This window comes from Dysgonomonas gadei ATCC BAA-286 (assembly GCF_000213555.1).
Taxonomy (GTDB): Bacteria; Bacteroidota; Bacteroidia; order Bacteroidales; family Dysgonomonadaceae; genus Dysgonomonas; species Dysgonomonas gadei.
In genome coordinates, this window is the sequence record NZ_GL891986.1 from 230,930 (window position 1) to 245,633 (window position 14,704).

The 14,704-nt window shown below is 38.7% G+C and carries 16 protein-coding genes; 9 read left to right on the top strand and 7 right to left on the bottom strand.

The window, feature by feature from the left end; all coding sequences use genetic code 11:
• Positions 1-47 precede the first annotated feature (47 nt).
• Positions 48-305, bottom strand: a complete 258-nt coding sequence (locus HMPREF9455_RS14900) for a hypothetical protein (RefSeq protein ID WP_006800553.1) — start codon at positions 303-305, stop codon at positions 48-50.
• Between the two features lie 181 nt (positions 306-486).
• On the opposite strand from HMPREF9455_RS14900, the gene HMPREF9455_RS14905 reads away from it, so the two are divergent.
• The 5 genes from HMPREF9455_RS14905 to HMPREF9455_RS14925 all read left to right on the top strand — a co-directional run bounded on the left by HMPREF9455_RS14905 (position 487) and on the right by HMPREF9455_RS14925 (position 5,414).
• The gene (locus HMPREF9455_RS14905; protein ID WP_006800554.1) at positions 487-1,197 is read left to right on the top strand and encodes a helix-turn-helix domain-containing protein; all 711 of its coding nucleotides are present in this window, start codon (positions 487-489) and stop codon (positions 1,195-1,197) included.
• A gap of 612 nt (positions 1,198-1,809) precedes the next feature.
• Positions 1,810-3,654: a glutamine--fructose-6-phosphate transaminase (isomerizing) gene (gene glmS, locus HMPREF9455_RS14910; RefSeq protein ID WP_006800555.1), complete on the top strand. Its 1,845-nt coding sequence runs from the start codon at positions 1,810-1,812 to the stop codon at positions 3,652-3,654.
• Positions 3,655-3,764: 110 nt separating this feature from the next.
• On the top strand, positions 3,765-4,292 hold the full coding sequence (locus HMPREF9455_RS14915; RefSeq protein WP_006800556.1) for a Hint domain-containing protein: 528 nt from the start codon (positions 3,765-3,767) through the stop codon (positions 4,290-4,292).
• A gap of 6 nt (positions 4,293-4,298) precedes the next feature.
• The gene (locus tag HMPREF9455_RS14920; protein WP_006800557.1) at positions 4,299-4,736 is read left to right on the top strand and encodes a PaaI family thioesterase; all 438 of its coding nucleotides are present in this window, start codon (positions 4,299-4,301) and stop codon (positions 4,734-4,736) included.
• Between the two features lie 87 nt (positions 4,737-4,823).
• Entirely contained in the window at positions 4,824-5,414 is a 591-nt protein-coding gene (locus tag HMPREF9455_RS14925; protein ID WP_006800558.1) for a hypothetical protein, read from the top strand.
• A gap of 194 nt (positions 5,415-5,608) precedes the next feature.
• Here HMPREF9455_RS14925 and HMPREF9455_RS14930 read toward each other — a convergent pair whose 3' ends face one another.
• Genes HMPREF9455_RS14930 through HMPREF9455_RS14940 form a run of 3 tightly spaced genes read right to left on the bottom strand, consistent with a single transcriptional unit; the run spans position 5,609 to position 7,593 of the window.
• The gene (locus HMPREF9455_RS14930; RefSeq protein ID WP_006800559.1) at positions 5,609-5,968 is read right to left on the bottom strand and encodes a GntR family transcriptional regulator; all 360 of its coding nucleotides are present in this window, start codon (positions 5,966-5,968) and stop codon (positions 5,609-5,611) included.
• A 4-nt stretch (positions 5,969-5,972) separates the two neighbouring features.
• Positions 5,973-6,755, bottom strand: coding sequence for a hypothetical protein (locus HMPREF9455_RS14935; RefSeq protein WP_006800560.1), 783 nt, complete (start codon positions 6,753-6,755; stop codon positions 5,973-5,975).
• A 4-nt stretch (positions 6,756-6,759) separates the two neighbouring features.
• Positions 6,760-7,593, bottom strand: coding sequence for an ABC transporter ATP-binding protein (locus tag HMPREF9455_RS14940; RefSeq protein ID WP_006800561.1), 834 nt, complete (start codon positions 7,591-7,593; stop codon positions 6,760-6,762).
• Positions 7,594-8,255: 662 nt separating this feature from the next.
• Here HMPREF9455_RS14940 and HMPREF9455_RS14945 point away from each other — a divergent pair.
• Both HMPREF9455_RS14945 and HMPREF9455_RS14950 read left to right on the top strand, forming a co-directional pair.
• Positions 8,256-8,738 (top strand): surface-adhesin E family protein, encoded by a 483-nt coding sequence (locus HMPREF9455_RS14945; protein ID WP_006800562.1) that lies wholly within the window; start codon positions 8,256-8,258, stop codon positions 8,736-8,738.
• Between the two features lie 49 nt (positions 8,739-8,787).
• On the top strand, positions 8,788-10,545 hold the full coding sequence (locus tag HMPREF9455_RS14950) for an LIC_10190 family membrane protein (protein WP_006800563.1): 1,758 nt from the start codon (positions 8,788-8,790) through the stop codon (positions 10,543-10,545).
• A 35-nt stretch (positions 10,546-10,580) separates the two neighbouring features.
• On the opposite strand, the gene HMPREF9455_RS14955 is transcribed toward HMPREF9455_RS14950, so the two are convergent.
• On the bottom strand, positions 10,581-10,949 hold the full coding sequence (locus HMPREF9455_RS14955; protein ID WP_006800564.1) for a YccF domain-containing protein: 369 nt from the start codon (positions 10,947-10,949) through the stop codon (positions 10,581-10,583).
• Positions 10,950-11,436: 487 nt separating this feature from the next.
• Between HMPREF9455_RS14955 and HMPREF9455_RS21415 the strand changes: the two genes are divergently transcribed.
• Both HMPREF9455_RS21415 and HMPREF9455_RS14960 read left to right on the top strand, forming a co-directional pair.
• A complete protein-coding gene (locus tag HMPREF9455_RS21415) occupies positions 11,437-11,607 on the top strand; it encodes a hypothetical protein (protein WP_157256606.1) in 171 nt (56 codons plus the stop codon).
• A 234-nt stretch (positions 11,608-11,841) separates the two neighbouring features.
• Positions 11,842-12,441: a nitroreductase family protein gene (locus HMPREF9455_RS14960; RefSeq protein ID WP_006800566.1), complete on the top strand. Its 600-nt coding sequence runs from the start codon at positions 11,842-11,844 to the stop codon at positions 12,439-12,441.
• Between the two features lie 147 nt (positions 12,442-12,588).
• On the opposite strand, the gene HMPREF9455_RS14965 is transcribed toward HMPREF9455_RS14960, so the two are convergent.
• Together HMPREF9455_RS14965 and HMPREF9455_RS21115 are read right to left on the bottom strand one after the other, a co-directional pair.
• Positions 12,589-13,971, bottom strand: a complete 1,383-nt coding sequence (locus tag HMPREF9455_RS14965) for a tyrosine phenol-lyase (RefSeq protein ID WP_006800567.1) — start codon at positions 13,969-13,971, stop codon at positions 12,589-12,591.
• 192 nt (positions 13,972-14,163) lie between these two features.
• Positions 14,164-14,682, bottom strand: coding sequence for a thermonuclease family protein (locus tag HMPREF9455_RS21115; protein ID WP_083820973.1), 519 nt, complete (start codon positions 14,680-14,682; stop codon positions 14,164-14,166).
• Positions 14,683-14,704 lie beyond the last annotated feature (22 nt).

The following is a 14,704-nucleotide window of genomic DNA, read 5'->3' on the forward strand; positions in this document are numbered from 1 at the left end:
TAAAGTAAAAATACGCCACACACGGGACGTCTGCGCGGGCGGGGACATTATTTATATTCAACAGGAATATCTAGCATCTGTTCTTCAAAATTCCAGTTCTCAGGTTTCTTTTTTGAGTTAAACCACAGACAACCTTTCTTTATCCACTGCTTACGATATTCTTTAGTAGATTCAATGGTATAATCCTCGTTTCCAAATTCCACCCCACAACATAAGCAAACTTCATAAGTAGGACACTTCTCATCTTCACCCCAAGGTTTATCTTCGATATCTAAACCGCATACTCTGCAATTATGTTCTTTCATGTAATTTATTTTTGATTATTCCCCTCCTCCCGCCAGCGCGGAGATCTTGTCTGTGTCTTACTTGCAGGGCAAACCTTTTACTACCAACACACAGATACGATATCAGCACGAACTTCAAATTTATCAAAAAAACTTTATCTATATAAGAAACTAATTATTAACATTAATATTTAAGTATCTTATGAAGTATAAAGAAAAAATTGCAACAGAGATTATCCGGATGATAGAGCAGGACTTGTGCAGCATATCAGAAATCTGCAAATCATTTAAAATCAGCCGGAAGACATTTTACGAATGGAAAAAGGTAAAGCCTGAATTCGGAGAAGCGGTAGAAGAGGCCATCGACCACCGCGAAGATGTGATGATAGCCTCGGCACGGATAGGACTGAAACAATTACTGGAAGGGTATGTACAGAAAAAAGAGAAGATCACCTATGTCCCCGATAAAAACGATCCGCTGAACGATGTGGAGAAATGCCGTGTAGTGGAAAAGAAATTCTGCCCGCCGAGTATCCGTGCTATAAAGTACGTCCTCGACCGGGAGGAAAGGAAGAAAGACAAAGACCGATTATTGGCATCGGAGCGCCGTCCGCTGGTCATCGAAGTACAGGATGAAGAAACCAAACGGCAACTGATGATCTTACAGGAGAACGGCTTCCGTCCGGGCGGCTCGCTCAATGCGGAGGTAGTGGCGGCCGTGGACAGGAAACTGGAGGAAGAACTAAAAGTGAAAAGTGAAGAATTAAAAGTGAAAAATGGGCAAGAGCAAACTGAACAAGGGCAAGTTATGGAACAGATGACTGTCGCTCAACCATCCGCCGCTCCGGTGGAGAAGCCCAAGGTGAATCTTTATCCGTTTCTGCCGCCGGGATATACATCGAGAACGGATTGAGGGAGTAGTAAGTAATGAGTAATAAGTTAAAAGTTATATGAGATACGAGTTGTTCACTGTTTACTGATACATGTGTTACCTTTGTTACCTTTTTAATTGGAAAGGTAACAATGAAAAACATTGCAAAAGTGTCAACTTTGTCAGGTTTTTGAAAAAGTAACAGAAACACAATTCTTAATTATTCATTCTTAATTTTTAATTGTTTCCATTACTTTTGTTACTTTTTATTTAAACACAGAGTAAAAGGAGTAGCACGGAGTTTTTTTATAAACAGGATACTCCGCTCTGCTCAACACGATAAGCTAATTATTAATTTTTCATTCTTAATTATTAATTGTTTTCTGTGTTACCTTTGTTACCTTTTAGCAATAAATTGCAAACGCAGGTTAAAATAAAAAGTATCCGGACTATCCGGCATTGGTTGGCTGGCAAATATAATAAGACAATGTATAAAGACTAATGTATTAAGTTATAAACTTAGTCTGTATAAATCACATCAAATAACACAAAGATAAAAAAACGGTGAAAAAATAGAATAAAGTTGTTAAAGACCCAATTTAACGTTAAAAAAAAGTCTTTCTGTTTATCTTTGCATAAAAAAATATTAAATATATGTGCGGAATAGTAGGTTATATTGGTTTTCGGGAAGCCTATCCAATTTTAATTAAGGGATTACACAGGCTTGAATACAGAGGTTACGATAGTGCGGGAGTTGCCATCATCAACGAAGAAAATAAACTATCGGTATATAAAGCCAAAGGACGGGTACAAGACCTTGAAGAATACGCCCGCGACAAAGACACAACAGGCACAATCGGTATTGCACACACACGTTGGGCTACACATGGTGAACCCAGTAATGCCAATGCACACCCCCATTACTCCCAATCGGAATCACTGGCCCTTATCCATAACGGGATCATCGAAAATTATGCTGTTCTAAAAGCCGAACTGATAAATAACGGATATTCATTCCATAGCAGCACCGATACTGAAGTATTGGTGCAATTGATCGAATATATAAAACAGATAAATCACTGTGACCTCTTCTCTGCCGTACAGATTGCGCTAAATCAGATAGTTGGAGCTTACGCTATCGCTGTAATAGAAAAAGGAAATCCCGACCAGATCATCGCCGCCCGTAAAAGCAGTCCTCTGGTAATAGGAATAGGTGAAGGAGAATTCTTTATAGGTTCCGATGCATCACCGATTATCGAATTTACAAAAAAAGTTGTATATCTCGACGATGAAGAAATAGCCATTATCAAAAGGGACGAAGAACCCAAAATAGTCACGATATCGAATATCGAGCATACTCCGAAAGTTAAAGAATTGGAAATGAACCTCAGCCAGCTGGAAAGAGGAGGTTATCCACACTTTATGCTGAAAGAAATATTCGAACAACCCGAAACATTAAAAAGCTGCATGAGTGGACGTATCAATGTCGAAGGTACACACGTGACTCTGTCGGGTATTATAGACCATAAAGAGAGATTCGTTAATGCGCGGCGCATTATAATAATAGCATGTGGTACATCCTGGCATGCAGGATTGATAGGCGAATATCTGTTCGAAGAATTTTGCCGTATTCCGGTGGAAGTGGAATATGCATCGGAATTCAGATACCGTAATCCGGTAATCTGCCCCGATGATATTGTTATAGCTATTTCGCAATCGGGAGAAACCGCCGATTCACTTGCAGCTATCGATCTGGCCCGTAAGGCTGGTGCATTTGTTTATGGGGTTTGCAATGTGGTAGGCTCTTCCATTCCCCGCAATACCGACTCCGGTTCATATACACATTGCGGGCACGAAATCGGGGTTGCTTCCACAAAGGCATTTACAGCACAAGTTACCGTCCTGACAATGATGGCGCTTGCTATTGCTAAGGAGAAAGGAACTATACCTGACTATAAATATCTGAAAGTAATAAAAGAACTTCAAAGTATTCCGGCAAAGATAGAACGTGTTCTTACGTTGAACGATAAGATAAAAGAACTCTCGTTAATCTTCACCTACGCACAGAACTTTATCTATTTAGGCCGTGGTTACAATTACCCGATTGCCTTGGAGGGAGCTTTAAAGTTGAAGGAAATATCATATATCCACGCCGAAGGTTATCCTGCGGCTGAAATGAAGCATGGCCCTATTGCTCTAATTGATAACGAAATGCCGATAGTAACAATTGCCACGCATAGTGCTATCTACGAAAAAGTAGTCAGCAATATACAAGAAATAAAAGCCCGTAAAGGCCGTGTCATAGCCATCATCAATGAAGGTGACGAAACAATGAAAGCATTGGCTGATCATTATATCGAGATCCCGGCTACAGAAGAGTGCCTTGATCCGCTATTAACTTCGATCCCACTGCAATTACTTGCATATCATATAGCTGTGAATAAAAACAGAGATGTGGATATGCCGCGCAATCTTGCAAAATCTGTTACTGTAGAGTGATTGTTTTGATATATTATAATTATATTTATCGATATATATTATCAGCCAGAGGCATTTTGCAAAATATTTCTATCTTTGCATAAAACTTTACATAGAAAAACGAAATTAATATGAAAATCAGATTCTTCCTTTTCACACTGGCCTGCTTTTTTATCCTCAGCGTGAGTATGGTTGCACAAAGCACTAGTCTGGCTGCCGGCACAAAAATAACGATGTTCGACGATAAGAAAAAGAATATTGAAACCTTAGAAGTTGGTGATGTTGTTTTATCTTTCAATACCAAAGATAAAGTGTATGAAGAAAAGAAGGTAAAAAGCATAAACAAAAGAATGTACAGCCGGCTTGTCCGTGTGACCCTTAATAGCGGAATACAACTTACCATGACCAGCGATTGTCCGTTCCTTGCCGAAAAAGGCTGGGTATCTGTCGATCCGGAGTTGACTAAGTCAAATAAAAAATATACTGATGTAAAACGTTGTCAGATAGGTGAATTTGCTCTTTTCTACAATGTGACAAGTACAGACTATGTAGAAATCTCCGTTATACAAGGCATAATGGATCCAACCCAGACCTATATAGTAGAACTGGAAGGAGACGGAGCTATTGTAGCTAACGGTTTTCTTGTAGGACAGAATTAATAAAGAATGAAGCTTGATACAAATAATATACGAGAGCGAATAAAGAATACCTTCCTGGAGACATTGAACATCACATTCATAGAATCTGATGATCCAATGTCTCTTGAAGCGATTATGCCCGTTACCCAACAGATGACTCAAACTATGGGCATATTGCATGGCGGGGCAACCATCTCCCTTGCCGAATCGTTGGCAGGAGCAGGTTCGAATAACATATGTGCAAGTGATGAACGATGCTTTGGTATGCAGATAAGCGCAAGTCATATATCGAGTGCTAATGTAGGCGACACAGTCCGGGCAAAAGGGATAATCCAACATAAAGGACGCTCTACACACGTGTGGAATGTGGATGTATTCTCAGAAAATACAGGCCGGCTAATATCGTCTATACGTATAACAAATGCTGTTGTGAAACAGGTCGTATATTTCGGAAAAGGAAAATAGTATATCCCTTAATTTATGTAAACCAGATTAAACCTTTCACCACTTTCTATGTTCTAATAGGAAAACAAACTACTAAAAGGAACTGTTATGAAAAAGTTGATATTCATCACCATATTTACAATTCTGCTATTCTCAGCCTGTGGTACTATGCGGCTCGCGGATGTTTCAAATCTGGCTATAGGGATGACTCAAAATGAGGTAAACCAAATAATGGGACAACCAATACGAGTGTTATCTTCCACTTATACACAAGACGGACGACAGGACGTATATGAGTATTATACCTACAGAAATGAAGCCTATGCGATAGAGTTTTGGGACGGAAGGTTATCCCGATACGACTTTATGTATGAAGACATCCCCCCTGCCGGAATTGCTCCACGGCCACCTTACACCACTTATCCTAACCGGCCGTCTCAGCCCGTTCGTCCATCACAACCGAACAGACCGGAAAGCAGTAGGCCGTCAAATACAAACCGGCCAGGAAATAGCACTTCCAATTCAGGTCGGCCTACAACTAGACCGTCGGAGGATAATAAACCCGGTAATAGTGGCAGACCTTCATCCGGCGGCACAGAGCGACCGTCTTATGGCACCGGTAACAGACCATCGTCAAGAAGCAACACCCAGACGACAGAGCAAAGTAAACAAACCGAAGAAAATAAAGACAAAAAATAAAAATCAATACCCATTCTTACCTGTTAAGAATGGGTATTTTATAGTATTGAGTCTCATCACTTCCTCTTATTATTTCCTATCACAAAGACGCTGTCAGTATATCAATAAGTTTGTATACTATAACAACTATACATACTACAACGATTGCTATCATACCTGCTAAAATTTTATTTGCATATTTTTTCATAATATCTCTATCCTTTTGACTTATTATACCTATCAACCACCTCATCTATACTGATATCCAGCAATTCCATAGTCTTGAAAGTTTCAGGAAGCATTTCCTCGAAGAAATCTTTCTTCTGAAGATTCAGTATTTGTTTACGGGCATTTTCTGCTACATAATATCCCATACCACGTTTTGAATAGATTATATTTTCTGCCTGCATATATTCAAAAGCCCGCATGGCTGTATTGGGATTGACCTGCAATATTGTACCCAACTCTCTGACAGAGGGAACGCGCTCCTCTTCGGCCCATTCATTGGTCAGCATTTTCTGAAAACAGAAGTCCACTATTTGCAGATATATCGGCTTATTTGATTTAAAATCCATAATATTAAATTTCTGTTTCTCTCAGTTTAAAAAAGGATACAGTCCACATACCTATAGGTACCACAATATCTATAATAACACTACAAGCCCTGATTATAGCATCGGAGGTAAAAGCCATGAGCCCCATAGAGTGTCCTGCTTCATAACCTATATTAAAAGCTTGCTGTTGATCACTATTCAGGTTAAATGTCATATTACCATGTTCCATGGATAGATGCACCATCAATATTGCTCCAAATATGAGTATTATAAACAATATCAATAAGATTACCGAGGTTTTAGCAAAAGAATACCTTTTGAAATAATAATATCCACACATGAATATAGATTGGAAAAACAGCATCACAAACAGAACTTTTGGCTTATAAAGATTATCTGTCAATACCATTTCTTTAGCATGTACCTGTACTCCTTCGACCGGAATAAAGCCTGTTATAATGTTCAACAGTGACAATAATATGAATATCATTACTGGTAGTACAATCACATATTTAATCCAGACACTTATAAATTTTTCAAAAGTTGATGACGGTAATGTAAAATCGAAAATACTCGAATGCCTTCCCCTCGATTTCTCAAAAAAACAAGGTCCGCCAATTATAATTGTACCAGCTATCAAATATATCAATGCAATCAAATTGCTATCGGTTGTTAACACGTTCAAAAGCATGGACAAAAAGTAAAGCCCGACGAGTCCGCCTGCAATGTACAAGTACTGCATCCTTGACAAGAAGAAGTTACGCTTTTCCAGTTCCCAAAAACGATTTATATTAAATATTGCATTCATCCTATCACTTATTAGAGTTAAATAATTCCTTGATCTTCCCCTTATTACTCACAACCGTATTGAATAGAGTCTCTATATTTAAGGTACTCTCTTCCTTATATTCGTTTACCTGTACCGACGCATAGCCTTGCATCGTCTGCTCGCAATAAAGCGCCTCTTGCGGTTTGGTTGATGTATATGAGAACAAAAGTTTTCGGGTAATCTCTTCCACCGAGTTATTCAACAATATCTGATTACGGTCCAATATAATGATAGGATCTATCAGGCTTTCCAGATCCCGTACCTGATGGGTGGAAATCAGGATACATCTGCTATCCTCAAAAGCCGAAGCTACGATCTTTCTGAACTGCGCCTTTGATGGAATATCCAGGCCATTGGTAGGTTCGTCGAGCAAAGTAATTGGTGTATTAAGAGCAAGAGCGAATGCTATCATTACCTTCTTTTTTTGCCCAAAAGATAATTCTGCCATCTTTCTGTCCTTATCCACATGAAAGTCGTTCAGATAAACATCGAACTGCGTCTCACTGAAATTGGGATAGAATGAAGAATTATACTTTATAAAATCTTTTATAAGCATATTCTGTACATGAAACTCCTCCGGCAAGAAGAAAAGCTGTTTCAACATCTCCGGGTTCCTGTATGCAGACTCATACTCAAAAACTTTACAACTACCATTCTTTGGAAAACACAATCCGCTGATTAAATGCAGCAAAGTAGTTTTACCCACCCCATTTTCACCTAACAGACCATATATCCCTCCTTGCATATCAAAAGAAACATGCTCGAATACAGGCCGTTTCTTATTATAATAGAAGCTTAAGTCATTTATCTTTATCATACATTTTAGTGTATTAGTTTATTAGTACACTGCAAATATATTGCATATTTTTATATATCCAATAGAAAATGAAAACTTTTTTTGAAAAATCTATATAGACTTTCAATAAATACGGATAAACAATTGATAAACAGAAATATGATTAACACAAACTTATTAGACACGCCTAAAAAGGTAACAAAAGTAACAGAGAAAACAATTAATAATTAAGAATGAAAAATTAATAATTAGCTTATCGTGTTGAGAAGAGCGGGGTATCCTGTTTATAAAAAACTCCGTGTTACTCCTTTTACTCTGTGTTTAAATAAAAAGTAACAAAGGTAACACATGTATCAGCTTTTAGCTGATAGCTATTAGCCGTTAGCTTAGGCTATCACACAAGAGACTTTAGGGTAAACATAAATATAGTTCTTTCAACTTTGTACTCATTACTTAAAACTTATTACTTGTTAAAAGGTTACAAAGGTTACATTATTTCACTCATTTGCTAATATGCTAATCTACAGGTTTACGAATCAATCTTTCAAAGAGCCATAAGCTAACAGCTAAAGGCTATCAGCTACATACATAGATAAACTTCCTGAAAAATATCACGACTTTAACCTATATATAATCTTTTGATAGCTTATCTTTGTTTTTAACTATAAACAATAATAGAATATATGAAACATATCTTTTTCCTCTCAAGCCTTATCCTCCTTCTATCAGGGTGTAAATCAACTACAAGTAGTGTACAAGCAAAGCCTGAAGGATGGTTCAACATCGCAGTAGCCGAAGATGTGGAAATATATACGGATACAGCCAGTATAAAACACGAAGGGGCGGTAGCCTATGCCCGTGAGAAAAGGGTCTATATAACACCTGAAAGCAAAAAGCTGTATGTAGACAAAATCAGAGCAGAATATACTAAAATGGGAAAAGCAGAGAAAGCCGATAAATGGAACGATTTCAGTTACTGTATCTACAATTGCCTGTATGAGTGTACCAACAAAAGATTCAGAATATTATCGGTCGAGGACTATGACTCTGCAGGAAAACGAATAGCCAAAACTACTCCGGCCAAAAATAATATCAGATGGCTGAACGTAGACAGTGAAACTGTTGGGGACTATACCTTCTTCTTTGTCTGTGATTATCAGCAATAAAGAATATGTGAGAGAAAATTCGTATCTTTGTAGTCAAATTTAGTCGAAGATGCTCGCTATAACCATATCATGGATTGCTATTTCGGTAGTATTCCTTTCCATGGGAGACATTCTTGTCTCCTTATACAACAGACTTTGCAAACAAAATGAACAATATGGACTTACAGATACATTCCTGCTCGGGATGTGCTTTACTCTGATCCCTCTATCCATTACTTCATTCTGGTTGCCTTCCAATCATTACGTATTATTGGCGCTTCTTGTAACATGTGTTGTATATTGGATTATAAGGAAAAACCATTTTCTGGTTATCATCCGGAAAGTCAGATCGAGCTTTACTCACCTATCCCCCTTACAATCAGCAATTTTTATTATACCTATAATCAGCCTGATGATAGCAATCATTTGGCAGGTAGGCGTATTCGACTCTTTGCTTTATCATCAACAGAATATACGATGGAATGAGGAATTCGCAGTCGTACCCGGACTCGGGAATATAGAACACAGGTATAGTTTCAATTCCAATTACCTTCTGCTATCAGCTATTTTCAGTCTGAGAGCCATATTCGGCGAAGGTGTGTATAGTTTGCAGGTACTGGTATTGATAGCTGTAATATGCTGGACAATAAAAGAGATCATACAATCGGGCTATGAGATAAAGCGCATATTACTGTTATTGATAATAACAGGATATATCTTTACATTCGGATATTCATTAGCTGCCACCTCTACTGATGCCATACCCAATATAGTATCTTTATACCTGATAGCAAAACTGCTATTATATCCGGATTCTCCGGGATACAAGAAATTATTTTTTGTTATTATCCCCATAGCCTTATTTACATTCAAACTTACCATAATTCCGCTTGGCCTTATCTCCTTATATATACTTGTCCGGTTGGTTCGAAACAAAGAATACAGGACAGCTTTATTGCTTGCTTTCATCCCTGCGGTAATACTGGGGCTTTGGTTTATCAGGAATGTTATTACTTCGGGCTATCTGATTTTCCCAGTTCACGAAATAGATATTTTTACTGTCGACTGGAAACTTCCTGCCTTTGTAGCCATAGAAGAAAAAGATTTCATTTTTTCGTGCGGAATACGTGCTCTGAATGATGTTATCTGGCAAATTGTCCATCCTGAATTAAACAGCTTCGATGGGATATACCGGTGGGGTATGAATCTTATTTTCATTGCTCCTACCCTACTTTCTCCTCTTGTAGTCGTTTATTCCCTGATAAAGAAGAAGTATTTACATAAGAACATATACTTCGTGTATATCATATTGTTAGCAGTGATAGGGTTATGGTATTGGGGAGGCCCTGATCCCCGTTTTATAGGAGGGATATTGTTTGCTGTTATATACTATATCTGCTATCTTTTATTCTCTACCAGAGAAGAAAAGATATATCCTAAAACGGGTACGATACTTACTGCCGCCTTTGCCCTTCTTATGGGATACTGGGCTGTAAGCCGTTCCATTAAGTTTTACAATATGTTTGATTTAAAAACGCCAAAAACAAATAGCAGACCTGTATCCGACATCCTCATAAGACAATACCCTTACAGGGAGTTGCTCAAATCACTCACTCTATATACTGATGAATTTCTTCCTTACAAATTGGATAATGGGGCAACCATTTACATAAGTAAGTCTCCGGAAATACCTGACGGACGCTTTGTATGCTTCGAAAGTCCTTTTCCGTGCACAGTATTACAGGCCGATGCTCCGGGAAAGTATCAGGATATAAGCTCTGTTACCACACGGGGGAAAAGTTTACAAGACGGATTCAGACCGAAATAAGAGTAAACTGATTTTTGATCAAGTCTTTTAGATACCTATTCTATCTTTTTCCCGAAAGGAAACAGTGCCAGATGAATCAGCTTGAAGTGTTGTTTTCCAAAAGGAATTCCGATTATTGTAATACAGAATATAATTCCCCAAAACAAATGGGTAAGGGCAATCCAGAACCCTCCGATAATAATCCAGATAATATTCATTACCAAACTAAGGCAACCGATAGAACTTTCATCATCTACAACTTTGCTGCCAAAAGGCCATAGGGCAAGAATCCCCAACTTGAAAGACTGTATGCCGAATGGGATGCCTATAATTGTAATCATCATCAGAAAGCTCGCAATAAAGTATTCGAGAGCTATCATAAAACCGCCAAATAATACCCAGATAATATTTCCTATCGTTTTCATATCAATTATACATTATGTTTTAAGCAAATATAGCAGGAAAAATGACATGTTATTCATTACCCGTTTTTTTTCTATCAGATATATATAATATTAATGCCAATCAGTAGTTAAAGTAATTATTGTAGTATAATATTGTTCTATTTTTTTATGCTCCACTTCGTTCCACCTAAACGTTCATTTTGGCATTGCCCAAAACGAACCAAAAGGCTAGCGCTCCGCTCCTCGGCGACCCAAAACCGTTTTGCCGGCTGAATCAAACACACGGGCTATCGCCCCGTTTGATTCTACGCCGTCTGCAACGGATTGGGTACCCCGCCTGCGTCACTAATGCGCAAGGGCTGACGCACATGGGGCTAAAGCATGAAGAGCCTCTGTCCTGTCGCCGCATCGCGGTAACGGCCTCGTCCCACAGGCGGGGTACCCAATCCGTAAAGCGGAGGTGTAGGGCAAAATAGGGTAGCTGCTATACACGACTGATAATCCGGCTATGGATGATTCCGTATTATTTTGCCCCACCGAAGCTGCGGTTTTGGGTCGCCAAAGGGATGCAGCCTTGATTTTTTGTTTCGTTTTGCATCAAGGCAAAATGAAAAACAAGCCGATAGGCGCGTTAGATAAAATAGAATATATAAATTCAACTACTGATTCGAATTATTAATTAATAGTTGAAATCTTTCCAGTTGTATGAAAAATGACTAATAGAATAGAGTGTTTCATTTACAAACACTTCATTACCGTGATTACTGATTCTAATACAGGCTTGCATTAATTATATAAATATATATAAGAATATCTATTATTATTTTTATACTTTTAATTAAAACTTTTACGCTTACTTCAATGTTAAATAGTGAAATAAACTATAATAGTAATACACAAAAACAGACACATTATGAAAAATCTGAAAAAAGCAATCGAAGGACGCCGGACTTATTACAGTATCAGTGACAAAAGCCCTGTATCGAATGAAAAAATAAAAGAAATTATCGATTTTGCTGTATTAAATGTTCCGTCAGCATTCAACTCCCAATCGACAAGAGTAGTTCTTTTACTGAATGACAATCATAAAAAACTGTGGAATATCGTAAAGGAAGTATTGAAAAAAATGGTTCCTGCCGATGCATTTCCATCGACAGAAGCAAAAATAGACAATGCTTTTGCTGCTGGTTACGGCACAGTGCTATTCTATGAAGACCAACGTGTAGTAGAAGGCTTGCAAAAGGCATTCCCTTCATATAGCGATAACTTCCCTGTATGGTCGCAACATACATCGGCTATGCATCAGTTCACCATCTGGACAATGCTTGAAGAGGTGGGATTCGGAGCATCGCTGCAACATTACAACCCTATAATAGATGAAGAAGTAGCTAAGTCTTTTTCTATCGATGCTAAATGGAAATTGATCGCTCAAATGCCATTCGGCACTCCTACCAGCGAACCTGCACCAAAAGAATTTCAACCGCTCGAAGAAAGGGTTGTGGTTTTTAAATAAGCAGGTGATTACATATAATTCAAAAGCGGATGAATATTGATTTCATCCGCTTTTTCTGTTTAATCTCTCACTACTAATCTACAAGTAAGGTCGCAGACCTTTTGTTTGTTATAATCAAATACTATTACGTCAAATCCTTTCTGAGTCTCATAGTTCTTCGAAACGTGCCTGGAAGAAACGAAGATATTTCGGTTCATACACCATTTTCAAGCCTCTTGCTTTCTCCCTGTTTTTATACATTTCTATAATACTCCATGCTGCCACGTCGAAATGCGCCTGCGTATATACACGCCGGGGAATAGTAAGGCGTACCAGTTCCAACGCAGGATAATAATGGTCGCCTGTATCCTTATTCCTTCCAGCAGAAACGATTCCGCGTTCCATACCTCTCACTCCTGATTCTACAAATAGATCGGCCGCTAATTTCTGCGCAGGAAACTGGTCCTGTGGAATATGTGAATAAAACTTTTTAGCATCCAAAAATACCCCATGACCACCTATTGGTAAAACAATAGGAATCCCCGCATCTTTAAGCAAATTACCGAAATATTCTACCTGCCTTACACGTGAAGCGATCATATCATCCTGAACGGCTTCTATCAAACCCTGTGCCATTGCTTCCATATCGCGACCTGCTAATCCACCATAGGTAGGCATACCTTCGTAGACCACAATCAGGCTGCGGAGTTCATCAAACAGATCGGGGTCATTGCACATTACCAGCCCTCCTATATTCACATACAGGTCTTTCTTGGCACTTACTGTCGCCGCATCGCTATACGAACAAAATTCATGGTTAATATCCTCTACCGTTCTATTTTTGTATCCCTCTTCACGCTGCTGGATAAAGTAAGCATTTTCAATATTACGGGTTGCATCCAGCACAACCTTAATGCCGTGTTTATGTGCAAGTTCAGACACAGCTTTCATATTGGCCATACTTACAGGCTGCCCTCCGGCCATATTTACGGGAGCGCCTACTGTGATATACGCTATATTTTTTGCCCCTTTATCATTTATCAGTTTTTCGAACTTATCCAGATCTATATTCCCTTTGAACGGATGATCGGACTGGCTTTTGTGAGCTTCGTCTATGATCACATCCACGAATGTACCTCCGGCAATTTCCTGATGTTGACGTGTAGTGGTAAAATACATATTTCCGGCAACAAACTGTCCGGGTGTGATGGTACATTTACTCAACAGGTTTTCGGCTCCCCGTCCCTGATGGGTAGGTAAGATATATTTATATCCGTAATATTTCCGGCAAACTTCTTCCAGGTAATAATAGCTGCGGCTACCCGCATACGCTTCGTCACCTATCATCATACGCGACCATTGCATATCGCTCATAGCATTTGTACCACTGTCGGTGAGCAAGTCGATATATACGTCATCGGCATGGAGCAGAAACGTATTCCATCCGGCCTCTTTCATTGCTTTTAAACGATGTTCACGTGTTGTTGTTTTCAATGGTTCTACAACCTTGATGCGGTAGGGCTCTGCCCATGGTTTCTTAGAGAATGCCATACTGTAGTATTTTAGGGTTAAACTTCTATGTTGAGAATATACTAACCAAGGCTAACAGCTATCTATTTGACTACAAAGACAGCGACATTCAACAAATATAAGACATTTAGATGAGAAAAGAAGCGATAAATATATTTATTTTTCTATCATTTTATCACAAAGCAATTCACTTAATATATAAACTCTCCATGTTTATTTATCTTTATTCTTTTTGTTCTTTCTGAATTCGTGAGGATGAACCGGATTTTTCATACTCCATATATTTAACCTCTGACGACGGGCGAATTGCTCCAAAGCCTCAAGTTTCGGATCATTGGCATAATGGCTGTAATACCACGCCAGACCGTTGCGTACCATTTCTTCATTCAGATTCACGCCATCCGCAAATGCAATGCCCAGGGTACGGCCATATTGGTCTGTATCCTTTTTTTCTATAGTAACCATCTTCCCGTAACATAAATCATTCAGGAATTCGCGCGATTTGGTTCCGAAATCCTGTCCTCGCTCGGGCGCATCTATGGCGTATAAGCGAATTTTAACCCGTTCATTATTGTTCGTCAGCAGGGTAAACGTATCTCCATCGGCAACGCTCACAACTTTACCTGTCAATGATCCCGTTGAAGCATCACTCTCACCCTCTCCTGTATAGGCTGTATAAATAATCAGTGCTGTGCTTAGCAGAAGAGATAATATAGATAGTATTTTTTTCATCAGAAGAGTATTGTTTAAAAAG